The sequence below is a fragment of the Vibrio sp. 10N.261.52.A1 genome, from assembly GCF_002876325.1.
Lineage (GTDB): Bacteria > Pseudomonadota > Gammaproteobacteria > Enterobacterales > Vibrionaceae > Vibrio > Vibrio chagasii.
The window spans coordinates 1-15512 of the sequence record NZ_MCYD01001015.1; the positions used below are offsets into that span (position 1 = coordinate 1).

At 45.4% G+C, this 15512-nt stretch carries 14 protein-coding genes, 1 tRNA gene and 1 pseudogene; 7 read left to right on the forward strand and 9 right to left on the reverse strand.

Translation table 11 applies throughout. From position 1 onward, the window contains the following. On the reverse strand, nucleotides 1–1009 hold a 1009-nt coding region (pykF, locus tag BCT81_RS21925; RefSeq protein ID WP_102425833.1), incomplete at its 3' end, for a pyruvate kinase PykF. A gap of 429 nt (nucleotides 1010–1438) precedes the next feature. Here pykF and BCT81_RS21930 point away from each other — a divergent pair. Both BCT81_RS21930 and glmS read left to right on the forward strand, forming a co-directional pair. Then, nucleotides 1439–2209: a DeoR family transcriptional regulator gene (locus tag BCT81_RS21930; protein WP_102425834.1), complete on the forward strand. Its 771-nt coding sequence runs from the start codon at nucleotides 1439–1441 to the stop codon at nucleotides 2207–2209. 107 nt (nucleotides 2210–2316) lie between these two features. After that, on the forward strand, nucleotides 2317–4149 hold the full coding sequence (glmS, locus tag BCT81_RS21935) for a glutamine--fructose-6-phosphate transaminase (isomerizing) (RefSeq protein WP_102425835.1): 1833 nt from the start codon (nucleotides 2317–2319) through the stop codon (nucleotides 4147–4149). A 100-nt stretch (nucleotides 4150–4249) separates the two neighbouring features. Here the strand turns inward: glmS and BCT81_RS21940 are convergent, their stop codons facing one another. From BCT81_RS21940 to rpsU, 6 genes are all read right to left on the reverse strand, one after another. Continuing rightward, the gene (locus BCT81_RS21940; RefSeq protein ID WP_102425836.1) at nucleotides 4250–5518 is read right to left on the reverse strand and encodes an O-acetylhomoserine aminocarboxypropyltransferase/cysteine synthase; all 1269 of its coding nucleotides are present in this window, start codon (nucleotides 5516–5518) and stop codon (nucleotides 4250–4252) included. 215 nt (nucleotides 5519–5733) lie between these two features. Further along, nucleotides 5734–5809: transfer RNA gene (locus BCT81_RS21945), tRNA-Ile, on the reverse strand. 163 nt (nucleotides 5810–5972) lie between these two features. Next, the gene (rpoD, locus tag BCT81_RS21950; RefSeq protein WP_004740789.1) at nucleotides 5973–7817 is read right to left on the reverse strand and encodes an RNA polymerase sigma factor RpoD; all 1845 of its coding nucleotides are present in this window, start codon (nucleotides 7815–7817) and stop codon (nucleotides 5973–5975) included. Between the two features lie 99 nt (nucleotides 7818–7916). After that, nucleotides 7917–9668, reverse strand: coding sequence for a DNA primase (gene dnaG / locus BCT81_RS21955; RefSeq protein WP_004740788.1), 1752 nt, complete (start codon nucleotides 9666–9668; stop codon nucleotides 7917–7919). 119 nt (nucleotides 9669–9787) lie between these two features. Next, entirely contained in the window at nucleotides 9788–10231 is a 444-nt protein-coding gene (locus BCT81_RS21960; RefSeq protein WP_008222517.1) for a GatB/YqeY domain-containing protein, read from the reverse strand. A gap of 25 nt (nucleotides 10232–10256) precedes the next feature. Further along, nucleotides 10257–10472 (reverse strand): 30S ribosomal protein S21, encoded by a 216-nt coding sequence (gene rpsU, locus BCT81_RS21965; RefSeq protein ID WP_004396009.1) that lies wholly within the window; start codon nucleotides 10470–10472, stop codon nucleotides 10257–10259. Nucleotides 10473–10727: 255 nt separating this feature from the next. Between rpsU and tsaD the strand changes: the two genes are divergently transcribed. Both tsaD and BCT81_RS21975 read left to right on the forward strand, forming a co-directional pair. Beyond that, the gene (tsaD, locus tag BCT81_RS21970; RefSeq protein ID WP_004740786.1) at nucleotides 10728–11744 is read left to right on the forward strand and encodes a tRNA (adenosine(37)-N6)-threonylcarbamoyltransferase complex transferase subunit TsaD; all 1017 of its coding nucleotides are present in this window, start codon (nucleotides 10728–10730) and stop codon (nucleotides 11742–11744) included. A gap of 106 nt (nucleotides 11745–11850) precedes the next feature. Next, nucleotides 11851–12666 (forward strand): alpha/beta hydrolase, encoded by an 816-nt coding sequence (locus tag BCT81_RS21975; RefSeq protein WP_102425837.1) that lies wholly within the window; start codon nucleotides 11851–11853, stop codon nucleotides 12664–12666. Nucleotides 12667–12710: 44 nt separating this feature from the next. Here BCT81_RS21975 and plsY read toward each other — a convergent pair whose 3' ends face one another. After that, on the reverse strand, nucleotides 12711–13307 hold the full coding sequence (plsY, locus tag BCT81_RS21980; protein WP_061033566.1) for a glycerol-3-phosphate 1-O-acyltransferase PlsY: 597 nt from the start codon (nucleotides 13305–13307) through the stop codon (nucleotides 12711–12713). A 138-nt stretch (nucleotides 13308–13445) separates the two neighbouring features. On the opposite strand from plsY, the gene folB reads away from it, so the two are divergent. Genes folB through BCT81_RS21995 form a run of 3 tightly spaced genes read left to right on the forward strand, consistent with a single transcriptional unit; the run spans nucleotide 13446 to nucleotide 15103 of the window. Then, the gene (gene folB, locus BCT81_RS21985; RefSeq protein WP_102425838.1) at nucleotides 13446–13805 is read left to right on the forward strand and encodes a dihydroneopterin aldolase; all 360 of its coding nucleotides are present in this window, start codon (nucleotides 13446–13448) and stop codon (nucleotides 13803–13805) included. Beyond that, nucleotides 13802–14284, forward strand: coding sequence for a 2-amino-4-hydroxy-6-hydroxymethyldihydropteridine diphosphokinase (gene folK / locus BCT81_RS21990; protein ID WP_061033568.1), 483 nt, complete (start codon nucleotides 13802–13804; stop codon nucleotides 14282–14284). The genes folB and folK overlap by 4 nt, the downstream gene beginning before the upstream one ends. A gap of 15 nt (nucleotides 14285–14299) precedes the next feature. Further along, nucleotides 14300–15103 carry an undecaprenyl-diphosphate phosphatase gene (locus BCT81_RS21995; RefSeq protein WP_061033569.1) on the forward strand — a complete coding sequence of 268 codons (804 nt, stop codon included), beginning with the start codon at nucleotides 14300–14302 and terminating at the stop codon, nucleotides 15101–15103. Nucleotides 15104–15190: 87 nt separating this feature from the next. On the opposite strand, the pseudogene cca reads toward BCT81_RS21995, so the two are convergent. Then, nucleotides 15191–15512 (reverse strand): annotated as a pseudogene (gene cca, locus BCT81_RS22000) (multifunctional CCA tRNA nucleotidyl transferase/2'3'-cyclic phosphodiesterase/2'nucleotidase/phosphatase); the annotation flags it as partial.

Below are 15512 nucleotides of genomic sequence, written 5' to 3' on the forward strand. Positions count from 1 at the left end.
AATCTGTACGGTTCGCGATTTGAGCCATGATAGTAACAGCTTCAACTGGGTACTTACCTTTAGCAGTTTCGCCAGAAAGCATTACTGCGTCAGTACCATCCATGATTGCGTTCGCAACGTCACCCGCTTCAGCACGAGTTGGACGTGGGTTGTTGATCATAGAATCAAGCATTTGAGTTGCTGTGATAACCATCTTACGTGCACGGTTACACTTCTCGATCATCATCTTCTGAGCGAAGATTACTTCTTCAGCTGGGATTTCAACACCTAGGTCACCACGAGCAACCATGATACCGTCAGAAAGCTCTAGGATTTCGTCGAAGTTATCAACACCTTCTTGGTTCTCAATTTTAGAGATGATGTGGATGTCGCTGCCGCCGTTCGCGTCTAGGATCTCACGGATCTCTTTAACGTCAGATGCTTTACGGATGAAAGAAGCTGCTACGAAGTCAACGCCTTGCTCACAACCAAACTTAAGGTCGTTCTTATCTTTTTCAGATAGAGCTGGAAGTTGAACAGAAACGCCAGGAAGGTTAACACCTTTGTTTTCGCCTAGTGCACCGTTGTTAAGAACTTTACACTTAACTTCAGTTTCGGTAGTAGAGATAACTTCCATTTCAATTAGGCCATCATCTACTAGGATAGTGTTACCAGCGTTTAGGTCAGCTGCGAAACCAGCGTAAGTTACCGCTACAGTCTCTTTGTTACCTACAACTGAAGTGTCAGTTGTGAAAGTGAATTCTTGACCAGCTACTAGATCTACGTCGTTGCCGCCTTCTAGCTTGATAGTACGGATCTCTGGACCTTTAGTATCAAGAAGGATAGCCAGTTGCTTACCTACTTTGTCCATTACTTCGCGGAAGTTCGCAATACGAGTGCCGTGCTCTTGGTAATCACCGTGAGAGAAGTTAAGACGCATAACGTTCATGCCAGCGTTAACTAGTTCAGTTAGCTTCTCTACAGATTCAGTTTTAGGGCCAATCGTACATACGATTTTGGTCTTTTTCATGGAAGGTACTCTCCGGTAAGTATTGTTACAATTTGAAATTTATTTAAGTTCTGAAGATTGGTCCGCTACATCAGCATTTTGTGCCTGCTGAGTAAAATCGCGGGACTTCCAATATGCCCTTCAGAGTTGTAAGTCTTTCATCAATTTTAGTCATTTTATGACCAAAAGATTTTGATTCAACATCGGGTTTCTGTGACTTACACCAATATATCAGGTGAAAGTTGCAAAAAAATAACGGTCAGTTTTGTAATTTTTTTTCTTTTCGGGTGCGGATTCTACCACCTAATCAATTCAATATCACTGCTTAACAATTGTCTTAGGACAAGGTTTTATCGCTATTTATTAATTTTTTGGATCAAAATAAATGGACTAAATAGTTTCGTTGTAACTATAATGTGTTTCATATCGAAACTTACTGGTCTTTTTTAAATGTCGAAACGAAACACTCAGCTCAGAAGACATGCAATTTCTAACCTAGTGAACGAAAAAGGGGAGGTTAGTGTTGATGAATTGTCCGCTAAGTTCGAAACCTCAGAGGTCACTATTAGAAAGGACTTAGCGTCTTTAGAGAAAAACGGTCAGCTTTTACGCCGTTATGGTGGCGCGATTTCGCTACCGAAAGAGGTTGTAAACGAAGAATTGGGTCAAAAAGTTTCGACTCGAAAGGTTTCTCTAGCCAAAGCTGCAGCAGATTTAATTCGCGACCATAACCGCATCGTGATTGATAGTGGCAGTACAACTGGCGCCCTAATTCAGCAGCTCAATACTAAGCGTGGTTTGGTTGTTATGACCAACTCATTACACGTGGCGAATGCGCTAAATGAACTAGAGAGTGAGCCAACGTTACTAATGACCGGCGGCACTTGGGATACCCACTCGGATTCTTTCCAAGGCAAAGTCGCAGAATCAGTACTTCGCGCGTACGATTTTGATCAACTGTTTATCGGGGCTGATGGTATCGACCTCGACAGAGGCACAACCACGTTCAACGAACTGGTTGGCTTAAGTAAAGTGATGGCTGAAGTGTCACGAGAAGTGATCGTGATGGTTGAGTCAGAAAAAGTGGGACGAAAGATCCCTAATCTAGAGTTGGCATGGGATCACATCGACATCTTAATTACAGATACAGACTTGAGCAAAGAATCTCAGGCAAGTATTGAATCACATGATGTTCGAGTGATCTTAACGGATCCAGCTTAACAACTTATTTTAACTATTATGCATTTAACTTCCTATAATTGTTCTTAATAAAGACATGGCCTTTGCTTGCTGCCAATAGGAATAAACGAAATTGATGGAGTCAAACTATGTGTGGAATTGTTGGTGCAGTAGCACAGCGTGATGTAGCCGAGATTTTAGTAGAAGGCCTTCGCCGCCTAGAGTACCGTGGCTACGACTCAGCGGGTGTCGCTGTGGTTGATACCGAATCAAATCTAACTCGCGTACGTCGCCTAGGTAAAGTACAAGAGCTAGCAGACGCGGTAGAAGAGCAACAAGTGATTGGTGGTACAGGTATCGCTCACACTCGTTGGGCAACACATGGCGAGCCGTCTGAAGCAAACGCGCACCCACATATGTCTGGTGACATTGCGGTAGTGCATAATGGCATTATCGAAAATCATGAAGCACTGCGTGCAATGCTGCAAGAGCGTGGCTACGTATTTTCTTCTCAAACGGATACTGAAGTTATCGCTCATCTAGTTGAGTGGGAACTTCGCACTTCAGCTTCTTTGGTTGAAGCACTGCAGAAAACAGCAAAACAGTTGGACGGCGCCTACGGTACCGTTGTGGTTGATCGTAAAGATCCTAGCCGTATTGTTGTGGCTCGCTCTGGTAGCCCTATCGTTATCGGTTTTGGTGTGGGTGAAAACTTCCTAGCATCAGACCAACTTGCACTACTAAGCGTAACTCGCCGCTTCATGTACCTAGAAGAAGGTGATGTTGCTGAAGTAACTCGTCGTGATGTGACGGTATTTGACGTTGCAGGTGAGCGTGTTGAGCGTGAAATCGTTGAATCAAATGCAGAGCATGATGCAGGTGACAAAGGTAAGTACCGTCATTTCATGCAGAAAGAGATCTTCGAACAGCCAACGGCGCTGATCAACACAATGGAAGGCCGCATCTCAGATACTTCTGTTATCACTAACGCGATTGGTGTTAAAGCCGAAGAGATCCTAAGTAAGGTTGAACACGTGCAGATCATCGCATGTGGTACGTCTTACAACTCTGGTATGACTGCTCGCTACTGGTTTGAGTCTCTAGCAGGCGTAAGCTGTGACGTAGAGATCGCTTCTGAGTTCCGTTACCGTGACTTTGTGGTTCGTCCAAACAGCCTGCTTGTTACGTTATCTCAATCTGGTGAGACGGCAGATACGCTAGCAGCACTTCGCCTTGCGAAAGAGAAAGGCTACATGTCAGCGATGACAATCTGTAACGTTGCTGGATCTTCACTGGTTCGTGAATCTGACTTCGCATTCATGACTCGTGCAGGCACCGAGATCGGTGTAGCTTCAACTAAGGCTTTCACAACTCAACTTGCAGCAATGCTGATGATGGTGACTTCAATTGGTCGTCTACAAGGCCGTATCAATGAAGAAAAAGAAGCAGAAATCGTGCAAGCGCTTCACCAACTGCCGACTGACATTGAGAAAGCACTGGCGTTTGATAAAGAGATCGAAGCACTAGCGACAGACTTCGCAGACAAGCATCACACGCTTTTCTTAGGTCGTGGCGAATACTACCCAATCGCAATGGAAGCGTCCCTAAAACTGAAAGAGATCTCTTACATTCACGCTGAAGCATACGCTGCGGGTGAGCTTAAGCACGGCCCTCTAGCTCTGATTGATGCCGATATGCCTGTAGTGGTTATTGCACCAAGTAACGACCTACTAGAGAAACTGAAATCAAACGTTGAGGAAGTACGTGCACGTGGTGGTCTACTTTATGTATTCGCAGACCAAGATGCAGGCTTTGAAAGCGATGAGAACATGAAGATCATCAAGATGCCTCATGTGAGTGAAGTCACTGCACCTATCTACTACACAGTTCCAATGCAGCTACTGTCTTACCACGTAGCACTAATCAAAGGTACTGACGTTGACCAACCTCGTAACCTAGCGAAAGCGGTAACGGTAGAGTAAGTTAACTTAAACCCTTAAATAGACGAAAGCCCATCATCATGATGGGCTTTTTTGTGCATGCTATTTAGTAAATCTACATTCAGCTCATAGTCGTTAAGCGTTAAGCGTTAAGAGCTTGCTCTAGGTCTGCAAGGATATCTTCGATGTGCTCAATACCGACTGATAGGCGGATCATCTCTGGTGACACACCGGCTTGTTTCTGTTCAGCTTCGCTTAGTTGACGGTGTGTCGTCGAAGCAGGGTGACAAGCCAGAGATTTTGCATCGCCAATGTTTACCAAGCGCTTAAAGATTTGTAGCGCGTCATAAAAGCGAACACCTGCTTCATAACCATCCTTTAAGCCAAAAGATAAAATCGCCGATGGCTTACCTCGCATGTACTTTTCAGCAAGCGGGTAGAACTCTGAACTAGGTAAGCCAGCGTAACTTACCCAGCTGACTTTCTCATGTTGGTTGAGATACTCCGCCACTTTCAATGCGTTCTCTGTATGTCGCTCCATACGTAGCGACAGCGTCTCCAAGCCTTGCATCAACATAAAGGCATTCATTGGCGACAAGGCTGCGCCTGTATTGCGTAGTGGAACCGTTCTAGCACGACCAATAAATGCAGCCTCACCAAAGGCTTCGGTATAAACCACACCGTGATAAGAGGGCTCTGGTTGATTAAATACCGGGAAGCGATCTTTGTGTTCTGCCCAAGGGAATTTACCTGAATCGACAATCACACCACCCAAGGTTGTACCGTGACCACCCACGTACTTTGTTAGTGAATGGACTACAATATCAGCACCAAACTCAATAGGCTTACACAGCACTGGAGTCGCGACGGTATTATCGACAATCACAGGGACACCTTGCGCGTGGGCAAGTTCGGCGACACGTTCTAGGTCGATGATATTACCCGCAGGGTTACCGATACTCTCACAGTAAACCGCTTTGGTTTTTTCATCGATAAGCTCTGCTAGGCTCTCCGGTTTATCGTCTTTAGCAAAACGAACTTCAATCCCTTGCTTTGGCAGCATGTGAGCAAACAAGGTGTAAGTGCCACCGTAAAGCTGAGGTGTTGAGACAATGTTGTCACCGATTTGTGCCAATGTCTGAATCGCGTAGTTGATTGCCGCGCTGCCTGCACTCACTACCAAACCTGCAATACCACCTTCTAACGCCGCCATACGTTTCTCCAACACATCGTTGGTTGGGTTCATAATGCGGGTGTAGATATTGCCTGGTACTTCTAGGTTGAACAGATCAGCACCATGCTGAGCATCGTCAAATTCATAGGCAACGGTTTGGTAGATAGGAGTAGCAACGGATTTAGTGGTTGGATCGATTTCGTATCCGAAGTGAATCGAGAGTGTTTCGTCTTTCATGTTTCTTCCCTGAACTATTGAGCGATTTATGTACACTCATATTGCCGATTTTTTTATAAAAGAAAAGTAAGCTCAGTCACAGAGAGGCTATTAGCATTGTGTACTGTGGAGTTCACTCATACAGGGATGTATTGATACGAGTAGGGCGTAAATAAATAGCGAGCTTAGAAAAGCAAAAAGCCAGAGCAGCATAAACTGTTCTGGCTTTTCTAATTTGGTGGCCCCTCCCAGATTTGAACTGGGGACCGAACGATTATGAGTCGTGCGCTCTAACCACTGAGCTAAGGGGCCGTAGGGCATAGATTATAGGGGAAGCATTCAGTGGTGTCTAGACACTATAAGGGGCAATTCCGCTTATATCTTAGCCACTTAAATCACACAGCTACAAAAAAGGTGAGCCAAAGCTCACCTTTTGTTAATTATGCTCAAAAGCTAATCACATCAATAGGTGTGATTACTCGTCTAAGAAGCTGCGCAGAGTTTCTGAACGGCTTGGGTGACGAAGTTTACGTAGTGCTTTTGCTTCGATCTGACGGATACGCTCACGAGTTACGTCGAACTGCTTACCAACTTCTTCAAGAGTATGGTCAGTGTTCATGTCGATACCGAAACGCATACGCAGTACTTTCGCTTCACGAGGTGTTAGGCCTGCAAGAACGTCTTTAGTTGCACCGCGTAGGCTGGTTGCCGTTGCAGAGTCTAGAGGTAGTTCTAGCGTTGTATCCTCGATGAAATCACCTAGATGCGAATCTTCGTCGTCACCGATTGGTGTCTCCATTGAGATAGGCTCTTTAGCGATTTTCAGTACTTTACGGATCTTGTCTTCAGGCATTTGCATGCGCTCAGCCAGCTCTTCCGGAAGTGGTTCACGACCCATCTCTTGTAGCATTTGACGAGAGATACGGTTTAGTTTGTTGATCGTTTCGATCATGTGAACCGGAATACGGATAGTACGAGCTTGGTCGGCAATCGAACGAGTGATTGCTTGACGGATCCACCATGTAGCGTAAGTAGAGAACTTGTAACCACGACGGTATTCAAACTTATCAACCGCTTTCATCAGACCGATGTTACCTTCTTGGATTAGATCCAGGAATTGTAGACCACGGTTTGTGTACTTCTTAGCAATCGAGATTACTAGACGTAAGTTCGCTTCAACCATCTCTTTCTTCGCACGACGAGCTTTCGCTTCACCGATAGACATGCGACGGCTGATATCTTTGATGCTTTGAACGGTCAGAGAGGTCTCTTTCTCGATCATGTCCAGTTTCTGGATTGAACGACGAATATCACCTTCGTGACGTTTGATCTTTTCTGCGTATGGCTTATCAGAAGCAAGAACTTCATCTAACCATGCTTCGCTTGATTCGTTGCCAGTAAATAGAGCAATGAAAGATTTCTTCGGCATTTTGCCGTACTCAACTGTTTGACGCATGATTAGGCGTTCTTGAGTACGTACACGATCCATAGAGTTACGCAGTTCGTTTACTAGGTAATCAAACTGTTTTGGTGTTAGGCGGAACTCTTTGAATACGTCTTGCATCATTGTTGTTGCAAGCATTGCTTTCGGGCTTTCATGGCCGTATTCGTTGATCGCTAGCTGACGGTTTTGGTAGCTAGTACGAAGCGCTGTGAACTTCTCAAGAGCAAGCTCAGGGTCGATACCTGTATCTTCTTCTTCCTCTTCAGCTTCATCATCAACGTCTTCTGCGTCTTCGTCATCCAGATCAGTTTCAGCAAGTTCTGAACCGATGTGAGTTGCTGTTGGTGCAGCGGTGCCATCGTCATCTGGGTCAACGAAGCCGTTGATTAGGTCTGTTAAGCGAATCTCTTCTGCTTGTACACGGTCAAACTGTTCCAAGATGTATGGGATAGTACCTGGGTACTCAGCAACAGATAGTTGAACGGTGTTGATACCATCTTCAATGCGCTTCGCAATGTCGATTTCGCCTTCACGAGTCAGTAGTTCAACTGTACCCATTTCACGCATGTACATGCGAACTGGGTCAGTAGTACGGCCAATCTCGCTTTCTACGCTTGAAAGCGCAGCAGCTGCAGCTTCGGCTGCGTCTTCATCTATATTGGCATCGTCATCATTAAGCGCTAGATCATCAGCATCAGGTGCAGTTTCAACTACTTTGATGCCCATGTCGTTAATCATTTGAATGATGTCTTCTACCTGTTCAGAATCCACGATTTCTGCAGGTAGGTGGTCGTTTACTTCGGCGTAGGTCAGATAGCCTTGTTCCTTGCCTTTAATAACAAGTAATTTAAGCTGTGACTGCGGATTTTGATCCATAGATGATATCCAACTTCAGGTCTGGTGAAGGACGTTGCATTCTCAAATGCAAACCAATTATGTTAACAAATTTATTAAATGCTGACTAATCAAACAGGGTTACGCTTTTAGATCTAGCATTAAAGCTAGTAGCTCCCTTTTTTCTTCGGCTGATAAACCGACACTTCTTGCTTTGGCCTGCAGGTTTTCAATTTGTTTTTCAACGCACTGGGCAAGTATTTTGTCCAATGAGTCTAAAAATATGTCTTCTTGATTGTCTTCGTCGAGGGGGATTTCCCAGCTCGCGAGACGAGACAGAAGAGCCTCATGTTTATTATCTCGCCAGTGCTCTAATAACTGGCCGGTGTTGATATGGGGATGCGCGTGGCATTTATCAAGTACTTCGACGAATAAACTTAGTCCAGGCAATGGTAAGCCTTTGACACTTGATAAATCCGGTACCATATCAGCATAGCTCGGATTTTGGATAAGCAAAGCGATAACTTCACGCATTGGAGTTCGCTTGAGCTCTTTATGCGGTTGAGGTGTCGGGTTTTGTGTATGAACACGAGCACGTCTCAGTTGGTTATCAAATCCAGTTCGCTCATCCAATAACTTTTCGAGCAACTCTTGGAAATAACTGTCAGGAATTTTATTAATTAAGGCGCTTGCGTGCGCACGCAGTGCCGATTTTCCTTCGGTTGTTCCCAAGTTAAGTTTGTGTATTTCTATCAGGTTGTCGAACAAATAGGTCGACAGTGGCGTTGCATTTTGGACGAGCTGCTCAAAAGCGGCCTTACCATGTTCTCTAATATAGCTATCTGGGTCTTCACCATCGGGCAAGAACAGAAACTTGAGTGTGTTACCTGTTTTCAGGTACTCAAGTGCATTTTCTAGAGCGCGCCATGCGGCCTCTTTACCAGCTCGGTCACCATCGTAACAACAAACCACAGTGCTGGTTTGTCTAAACAGCATCTGGATGTGGTCACCTGTTGTTGAGGTGCCTAGTGAAGCCACCGAGTAATCTACACCATATTGCGCAAGCGCCACGACATCCATGTAACCTTCAACCACAAGGACTTGAGGCGGTTCACGGTATGCCTGCAATACTTCATAAAGGCCATACAGCTCTTTACCTTTATGGAAGATAGGCGTCTCTGGTGAGTTTAGGTATTTTGGTGTGCCATCTTCTAAGACACGACCACCAAAACCAATTACACGACCACGACGATCACGAATCGGGAACATGACACGGCCACGGAATCGGTCGTATCGGTTGCCTTTATCATTCTCGATCAACATGCCGCCGGTCACGAGCATGTCTTGGGCTTCTTTTTGTTGGCCAAAGTTCTTACGAACTAAGTCCCACTCATCGGCCACGTAACCAATGCCAAATTTCTGGACGATTTCGCCCGATAGACCACGATTTTTGAGGTACTCAATCGCAGGTTTATTGGCTGCTATTTTTAGCTGAGAACGATAGAACTGGCTAATGCCACCCATCAAATCATAGAGGTTACGTTTTTGTTCAGTGTTGGCTCTTGGTGCGGTAGAAATCTCACCGCTACGTTGTTCTCTTGGAACATCGAGCCCTAAGAAAGAGGCCAGTTCTTCAATAGCTTCAACAAATTCAAGGCGTTCGAACTCCATAATGAAGTCGATGGCGTTGCCGTGTACGCCGCAACCAAAACAGTGATAAAACTGTTTCTCTTGGCTTACGCTAAAAGAGGGGGTCTTTTCGTTATGAAACGGACAACAAGCGCCGTAGTTTTTGCCTTTTTTCTTAAGTTTCACGCGTGCGTCTATGATGTCGACAATGTCGAGACGCGCTAGGAGATCATCGATGAAACTACGCGGGATGTGTCCTGCCATAAAACCTTAGAAAAATGCACTAACAGAGAGTGTGGATAATAATAGTTTGAATGGGTTACAGATACAAACAAGCCGTGCGTTCCGAAGGATTGCACGGCTTGTTGCAATTTGATTTGGGATTAAGCGAGTTTAGAACGAACTAAACCACTAACTTTACCCATATCTGCACGCCCTTGAATTTGTGGTTTCAAGATAGCCATTACTTTACCCATGTCTTGCATGCCCGCAGGTTGAGCTTCTGCAATTGCGCTATCAAGTAGTGCGATTACTTCTTCTTCAGTAAGCGGTTGAGGCATAAAGCCTTCAAGTACAGCAATTTCTGCTTGTTCCACGTCAGCAAGATCTTGACGACCAGCTGATTCATATTGAGCAACAGAATCGCGACGTTGTTTAACCATTTTTACTAGTACAGCAAGAATGTCGTCATCGCTCAGAGTAATCTGTTCGTCGACTTCACGTTGCTTTACAGCAGCAAGAGCTAAACGGATAGTGCCAAGGCGCGGTTTGTCCTTGGCTTTCATCGCTAATTTTTGCTCTTCTTTGAGTTGTTCAATAAGAGCCATAACTCAGTCCTTATGGATTAAGTTATTAGTACAGGCGAACGCGACGTGCGTTTTCGCGAGCTAGCTTCTTAGCGTGACGCTTTTGAGCTGCTGCTTTAGCGCGTTTGCGAACTGTAGTTGGCTTTTCGTAGTGCTCGCGACGGCGAACTTCAGAAAGGATACCTGCTTTTTCACAAGAGCGCTTGAAACGACGTAGTGCAACGTCGAACGGTTCGTTTTCACGTACTTTAACTATTGGCATATGCCTTTCACCTCAGGGGTTATTCATTATCGCTGGCTACTGATGACCAAATCAGAAAAATTATCCGTAGACAACTTTCGATTAAGTGTGGTCTCTAACCAGCTTGATCAAAAATGGTGCGGAATTTTAATCCGATCAGAGTGGCTTTGTAAAGCACTTTGTCGATTATAGTCTGTACAATATTTGTTTGAAGAGCTTAGGCAGGGTAATATTGCGCTAATTTCCCATTTTAGACGAAAGCGTGCCGAGAAAATTATGCGCATTATTGGTATTGAAACCTCTTGTGATGAAACAGGAATCGCAATTTATGATGATGAGCAGGGCCTGCTTTCTCATCAATTATACAGCCAAGTAAAGCTGCACGCCGATTACGGTGGTGTAGTACCTGAGCTGGCATCACGTGATCACGTGAAGAAAACAATTCCGCTAATCAAAGCGGCTCTTAAAGAGGCAAACCTAACCTCTAAAGACATCGATGGTGTTGCTTACACGGCTGGCCCTGGCCTTGTTGGTGCGCTGCTTGTTGGTGCAACCATTGGTCGCAGCATTGCTTACGCTTGGGGCGTACCAGCTGTGCCAGTTCACCACATGGAAGGTCACCTTCTTGCGCCAATGCTAGAAGATAACCCACCGCCGTTCCCATTTGTCGCTCTGCTTGTTTCTGGTGGTCACACCATGATGGTCGAAGTGAAAGGCATTGGTGAATACAAGATCCTTGGTGAATCGATTGATGATGCGGCAGGTGAAGCCTTCGATAAAACGGCTAAGTTAATGGGCTTAGATTACCCTGGTGGCCCATTACTATCTCGACTAGCAGAGAAAGGCACGCCGGGCCGTTTTAAGTTCCCACGTCCAATGACGGATCGTCCGGGCTTGGATATGAGCTTCTCTGGCCTAAAAACCTTTGCAGCGAACACGATTCGTGACAATGACGATAGTGAGCAAACTCGTGCCGATATCGCATATGCATTCCAAGAGGCGGTTTGTGGCACCTTGGTAATCAAGTGTAAGCGTGCCTTGGAACAGACGGGCATGAAACGTATAGTGATTGCTGGTGGTGTAAGTGCAAACAAACAACTACGTGTTGAGCTTGAAGCACTTGCTAAGAAAATTGGTGGCGAGGTTTACTACCCGCGTACTGAGTTCTGTACTGATAACGGTGCGATGATCGCTTATGCCGGTATGCAGCGCCTGAAAAACGGTGAGACTGCTGATCTTTCAGTTCAAGCCACACCGCGTTGGCCGATCGACCAATTAGAGCCAATTGCGTAATACATCAAAATGTTTCGATAAACGGTCGCCTTGTGCGACCGTTTTTATATCTTAGCTTACCGACTATATGTCGATAAATAATTGCTGATAGAGATTAGGGAAGAAGATGAATAAGTTCACTGTAGATAATCAATCGATGGCGTACCTAGACGAAGGCGAAGGCCCGGTTGTTGTACTAGGACACAGCTACCTTTGGGATAGTGCGATGTGGAAGCCACAGGTTGAAGCGTTAAAATCTCAGTACCGTTGTATTGTGCCTGAGCTTTGGTCTCACGGTGAGTCTCAAGCAGCACCGAACGCAATGGGCAACCTAAAAGACTACGCTCAACATGTTCTGGCACTGCTTGACCATTTAAACATTGAAGAATTTTCTGTGGTGGGTTTATCGGTTGGTGGTATGTGGGGTACTGAGCTTGCAGAGCTGGCACCGGCACGTATCAAATCTTTGGTACTGATGGACACTTTTGTCGGTCTAGAGCCAGAAGTTGCACACGCGAAATACTTCAGCATGCTAGACACCATCTCTCAAACTAAGATGGTTCCTCAACCGATCGTAGAAGCGGTTGTGCCGTTGTTCTTTGCTAATGACGCACAAACTAACACGCCAGCTTTGGTAGAAGGTTTTACTCAGCAGTTATCGGCACTACAGGGCGAGCAAGCAGAGCAAGTAGCTCGAATTGGTCGTATGGTGTTTGGACGTCGTGACATGATTGAAACTATAGAGAACTTTGCTCTACCTGTGTTGGTAGCTGTCGGCCAAGAAGATAAACCACGCCCGGTACTTGAATCTTACCTAATGCATGATTGCATTTCGGGAAGTGAATTAGTGGTAATTCCTGGCGCAGGACACATTAGTTCGCTAGAGCAGCCAGAATTTGTAAACACTATGCTGAAAGAGTTTTTAGGTAAGCACCTGCTGTAGACTTTCTATCGTTTGAAATGATCGGTTTAATCTTGAATATAAGGTTAAGCCGATTTTTTTTGTCCGAGTTTTGGCTCGCTACCGTCCAGTAGGCGGCGGATGTTTTGATGGTGACGCAGCACGATCAAGCAACACAGCATAGCCACGGGCAGGGTGTATTGCGGTTTGACTAACCAAGCGTAGAAAGGGGCAAGTAGCACTGTCACCAATGCTGCCAAAGAGGAGTAACGAAATAAAAGCGCGACCACGAGCCAAGTTGCCATGATCATACCGGTTAGGTCGAATCCAATTGGGGCGATGGCACCCAGTGCCGTTGCGACGCCTTTACCACCCTTAAAGTGGAAGAAGATCGGATACATATGACCAAGACAAGCTGCAATCGCAACGATACCTAAAATAATTGAGTCGATACCGAGAAAGTAACCAAGCCAGACTGGAATGGTGCCTTTTAACATATCACAGAGTAATACTGCTGCTGCGGCACCTTTGCCACCGACACGTAACACATTGGTTGCGCCTGGGTTGTTTGAGCCCACCGTTCTAGGATCTGGAAGCCTTAAGACTCGGCATATCAAGACCGCACTAGAGATTGAACCTAGCAAATAGGCAGCAATGATCATGATAAGTGCCAATGGGGTCATGTCTGTCCTTTAACGGTTATACGCTTAACGATGGGAAAATAATGCTCAATCCAAGAGTAATTGATATCATATCTCGAATTACGCAAATAATACGTTTTTTTCCCAAATTTGGGTATCCGACCTCTAAAAGGACAAGTCATGGCACTGGATAAAGTTTTCATTGAGCAGCTAGAAGTAATTACAACGATCGGTGTTTACGATTGGGAACAAGAGATCAAACAGAAACTGGTTCTTGATATTGAAATGGCTCATGACAACCGCCCAGCAGGCAAGAGTGATGATGTGGTTGATGCTTTGGATTATTCGAAAGTGAGCACTGCAGTACTCGATCACATTGCGAATGGCCGTTTTCTACTCGTAGAACGTGTTGCTGAGGAAGTCGCAGAGCTCATTATGACTCAGTTCTCCGTTCCTTGGGTTAAAATTCACCTAGCGAAGCCTGGTGCAGTTCCTCAAGCAAAAGCGGTGGGTGTGATCATCGAACGAGGTCAAGCATGACCATCGCCTATGTTGGTGTTGGCACGAACATAGACCGCGACAAGCATGCAAGGGTGGCATGGACAGAGCTTCAATCGTTAGGGACTAACCTTAAATGCTCTAAAATCTATCACTGTGAGCCCGTCGGTTTTGATAGCCATCCATTTTATAACTTTGTGATAGAGCTCGACACGCCACTTTCATTGACTGAATTTTCACAAGAACTTCGTAAAATTGAGTACAAATGGGGGCGTGCGCAAGATGCACACAAGCTTCAGGATCGAAATTTGGATCTTGATATTGTGCTGTTTGGTGATGAGATATCTGAGTCTGCTCCAGAGTTACCGCGCAGTGATATCTATAAATATCCTTTTGTAACACAACCACTTTATGATCTTTGTCCTGCGAGAGTGATCCCGCAAGACGGAAGAACCGTCAGTGAAATATGGCAGAAGATGCAGCAACTAGACTCGCTCTCTGTCGTAGATATAAAACTATAATTTTAAAGGTAAGTAATGAGTTATTTTGAAGCGTTTATATTGGCGTTGGTGCAAGGCTTTACTGAGTTTTTACCTATTTCCAGTTCGGCACACTTGATCCTTCCATCAGCGGTTTTAGGCTGGGAAGATCAGGGTTTGGCTTTTGATGTTGCGGTTCACGTGGGTACTTTGGCCGCAGTCGTGATCTATTTCCGTAAAGAAGTGATTTCGTTGTTGAGCGCATTCTTCGGCTCAGTGTTTAAGGGCGACCGCAGCAAAGAAGCGAAATTGGCATGGATGATCATCCTTGCGACGATTCCTGCATGTATCTTTGGCCTGCTGATGAAGGACATTGTTGAACTTTACCTGCGCAGTGCATGGGTAATTGCGACAACGACCATCGTCTTTGGTTTGTTGTTGTGGTGGGTGGATAAGAACTCAAGCCTACGTGATGATGAGTACCAAGCGGGCTGGAAAAAAGCGTTGTTTATTGGTCTTGCTCAAGCTATGGCAATTATTCCTGGTACTTCTCGCTCAGGCGCTACGATTACGGCAGCACTTTACCTTGGCTTTACTCGTGAAGCGGCAGCTCGATTCTCTTTCCTAATGTCTATCCCAATCATCACTTTAGCTGGTGGCTACTTAGGCCTTAAGCTTGTGACCAGTGGCGATCCAATCCACGTTGGTACACTGCTAACGGGCGTTGCGGTGTCTTTCATCAGTGCTTACATCTGTATTCACTTCTTCTTGAAGCTTATCTCTCGTATGGGCATGACGCCGTTTGTTATCTACCGCCTAATCCTAGGTTGTGGTCTGTTTGCTTTCTTAATGATGCAGTAACAGGCGCTGATCACAGTCTCGTCGTAGAATTGAAAAAGCCCGCTTAACTGCGGGCTTTTTAATGCGTGCTTACTAACAGATTGAAGATTAACTATCAGTGAGTTCTGATAACGCGCTTTCAATAGCCACCGCTCTGCGCTTCTCTTGCTCTTCTCGAATATCTTTACCTTTAAAGCCATCGGCAATGATCGCTTTTACTTCAACTTGCAGCGCCGCTTGATAGGCCGTTTCAAAACGAGCTTTTTGAGGATAAGGCTGATCTTCTAGCCCTTTACGGCCTGCGTGGTCAGCTTGGCAGCAAAGCAAGATGTCGTTAAGGCGATCTGGCTTGCGCCAAACGTCGAACTTGTTGAGAACCTTAAGGAACGTTGTCGGCTTGAGCTCGCCTGCACGATGAATGTTTGAGTGC

What these genes read in the sequence shown, in the direction of transcription:
- rpoD (WP_004740789.1), bottom strand. Translation starts at nt 7,817, where the DNA reads ATGGATCAAAATCCGCAGTCACAGCTTAAATTACTTGTTATTAAAGGC.
- rpsU (WP_004396009.1), bottom strand. Translation starts at nt 10,472, where the DNA reads ATGCCAATAGTTAAAGTACGTGAAAACGAACCGTTCGACGTTGCACTA.
- BCT81_RS21960 (WP_008222517.1), bottom strand. Translation starts at nt 10,231, where the DNA reads ATGGCTCTTATTGAACAACTCAAAGAAGAGCAAAAATTAGCGATGAAA.
- plsY (WP_061033566.1), bottom strand. Translation starts at nt 13,307, where the DNA reads ATGACCCCATTGGCACTTATCATGATCATTGCTGCCTATTTGCTAGGT.
- BCT81_RS21930 (WP_102425834.1), top strand. Translation starts at nt 1,439, where the DNA reads ATGTCGAAACGAAACACTCAGCTCAGAAGACATGCAATTTCTAACCTA.
- folK (WP_061033568.1), top strand. Translation starts at nt 13,802, where the DNA reads ATGACCATCGCCTATGTTGGTGTTGGCACGAACATAGACCGCGACAAG.
- BCT81_RS21940 (WP_102425836.1), bottom strand. Translation starts at nt 5,518, where the DNA reads ATGAAAGACGAAACACTCTCGATTCACTTCGGATACGAAATCGATCCA.
- BCT81_RS21975 (WP_102425837.1), top strand. Translation starts at nt 11,851, where the DNA reads ATGAATAAGTTCACTGTAGATAATCAATCGATGGCGTACCTAGACGAA.
- BCT81_RS21995 (WP_061033569.1), top strand. Translation starts at nt 14,300, where the DNA reads ATGAGTTATTTTGAAGCGTTTATATTGGCGTTGGTGCAAGGCTTTACT.
- tsaD (WP_004740786.1), top strand. Translation starts at nt 10,728, where the DNA reads ATGCGCATTATTGGTATTGAAACCTCTTGTGATGAAACAGGAATCGCA.
- dnaG (WP_004740788.1), bottom strand. Translation starts at nt 9,668, where the DNA reads ATGGCAGGACACATCCCGCGTAGTTTCATCGATGATCTCCTAGCGCGT.
- glmS (WP_102425835.1), top strand. Translation starts at nt 2,317, where the DNA reads ATGTGTGGAATTGTTGGTGCAGTAGCACAGCGTGATGTAGCCGAGATT.
- folB (WP_102425838.1), top strand. Translation starts at nt 13,446, where the DNA reads ATGGCACTGGATAAAGTTTTCATTGAGCAGCTAGAAGTAATTACAACG.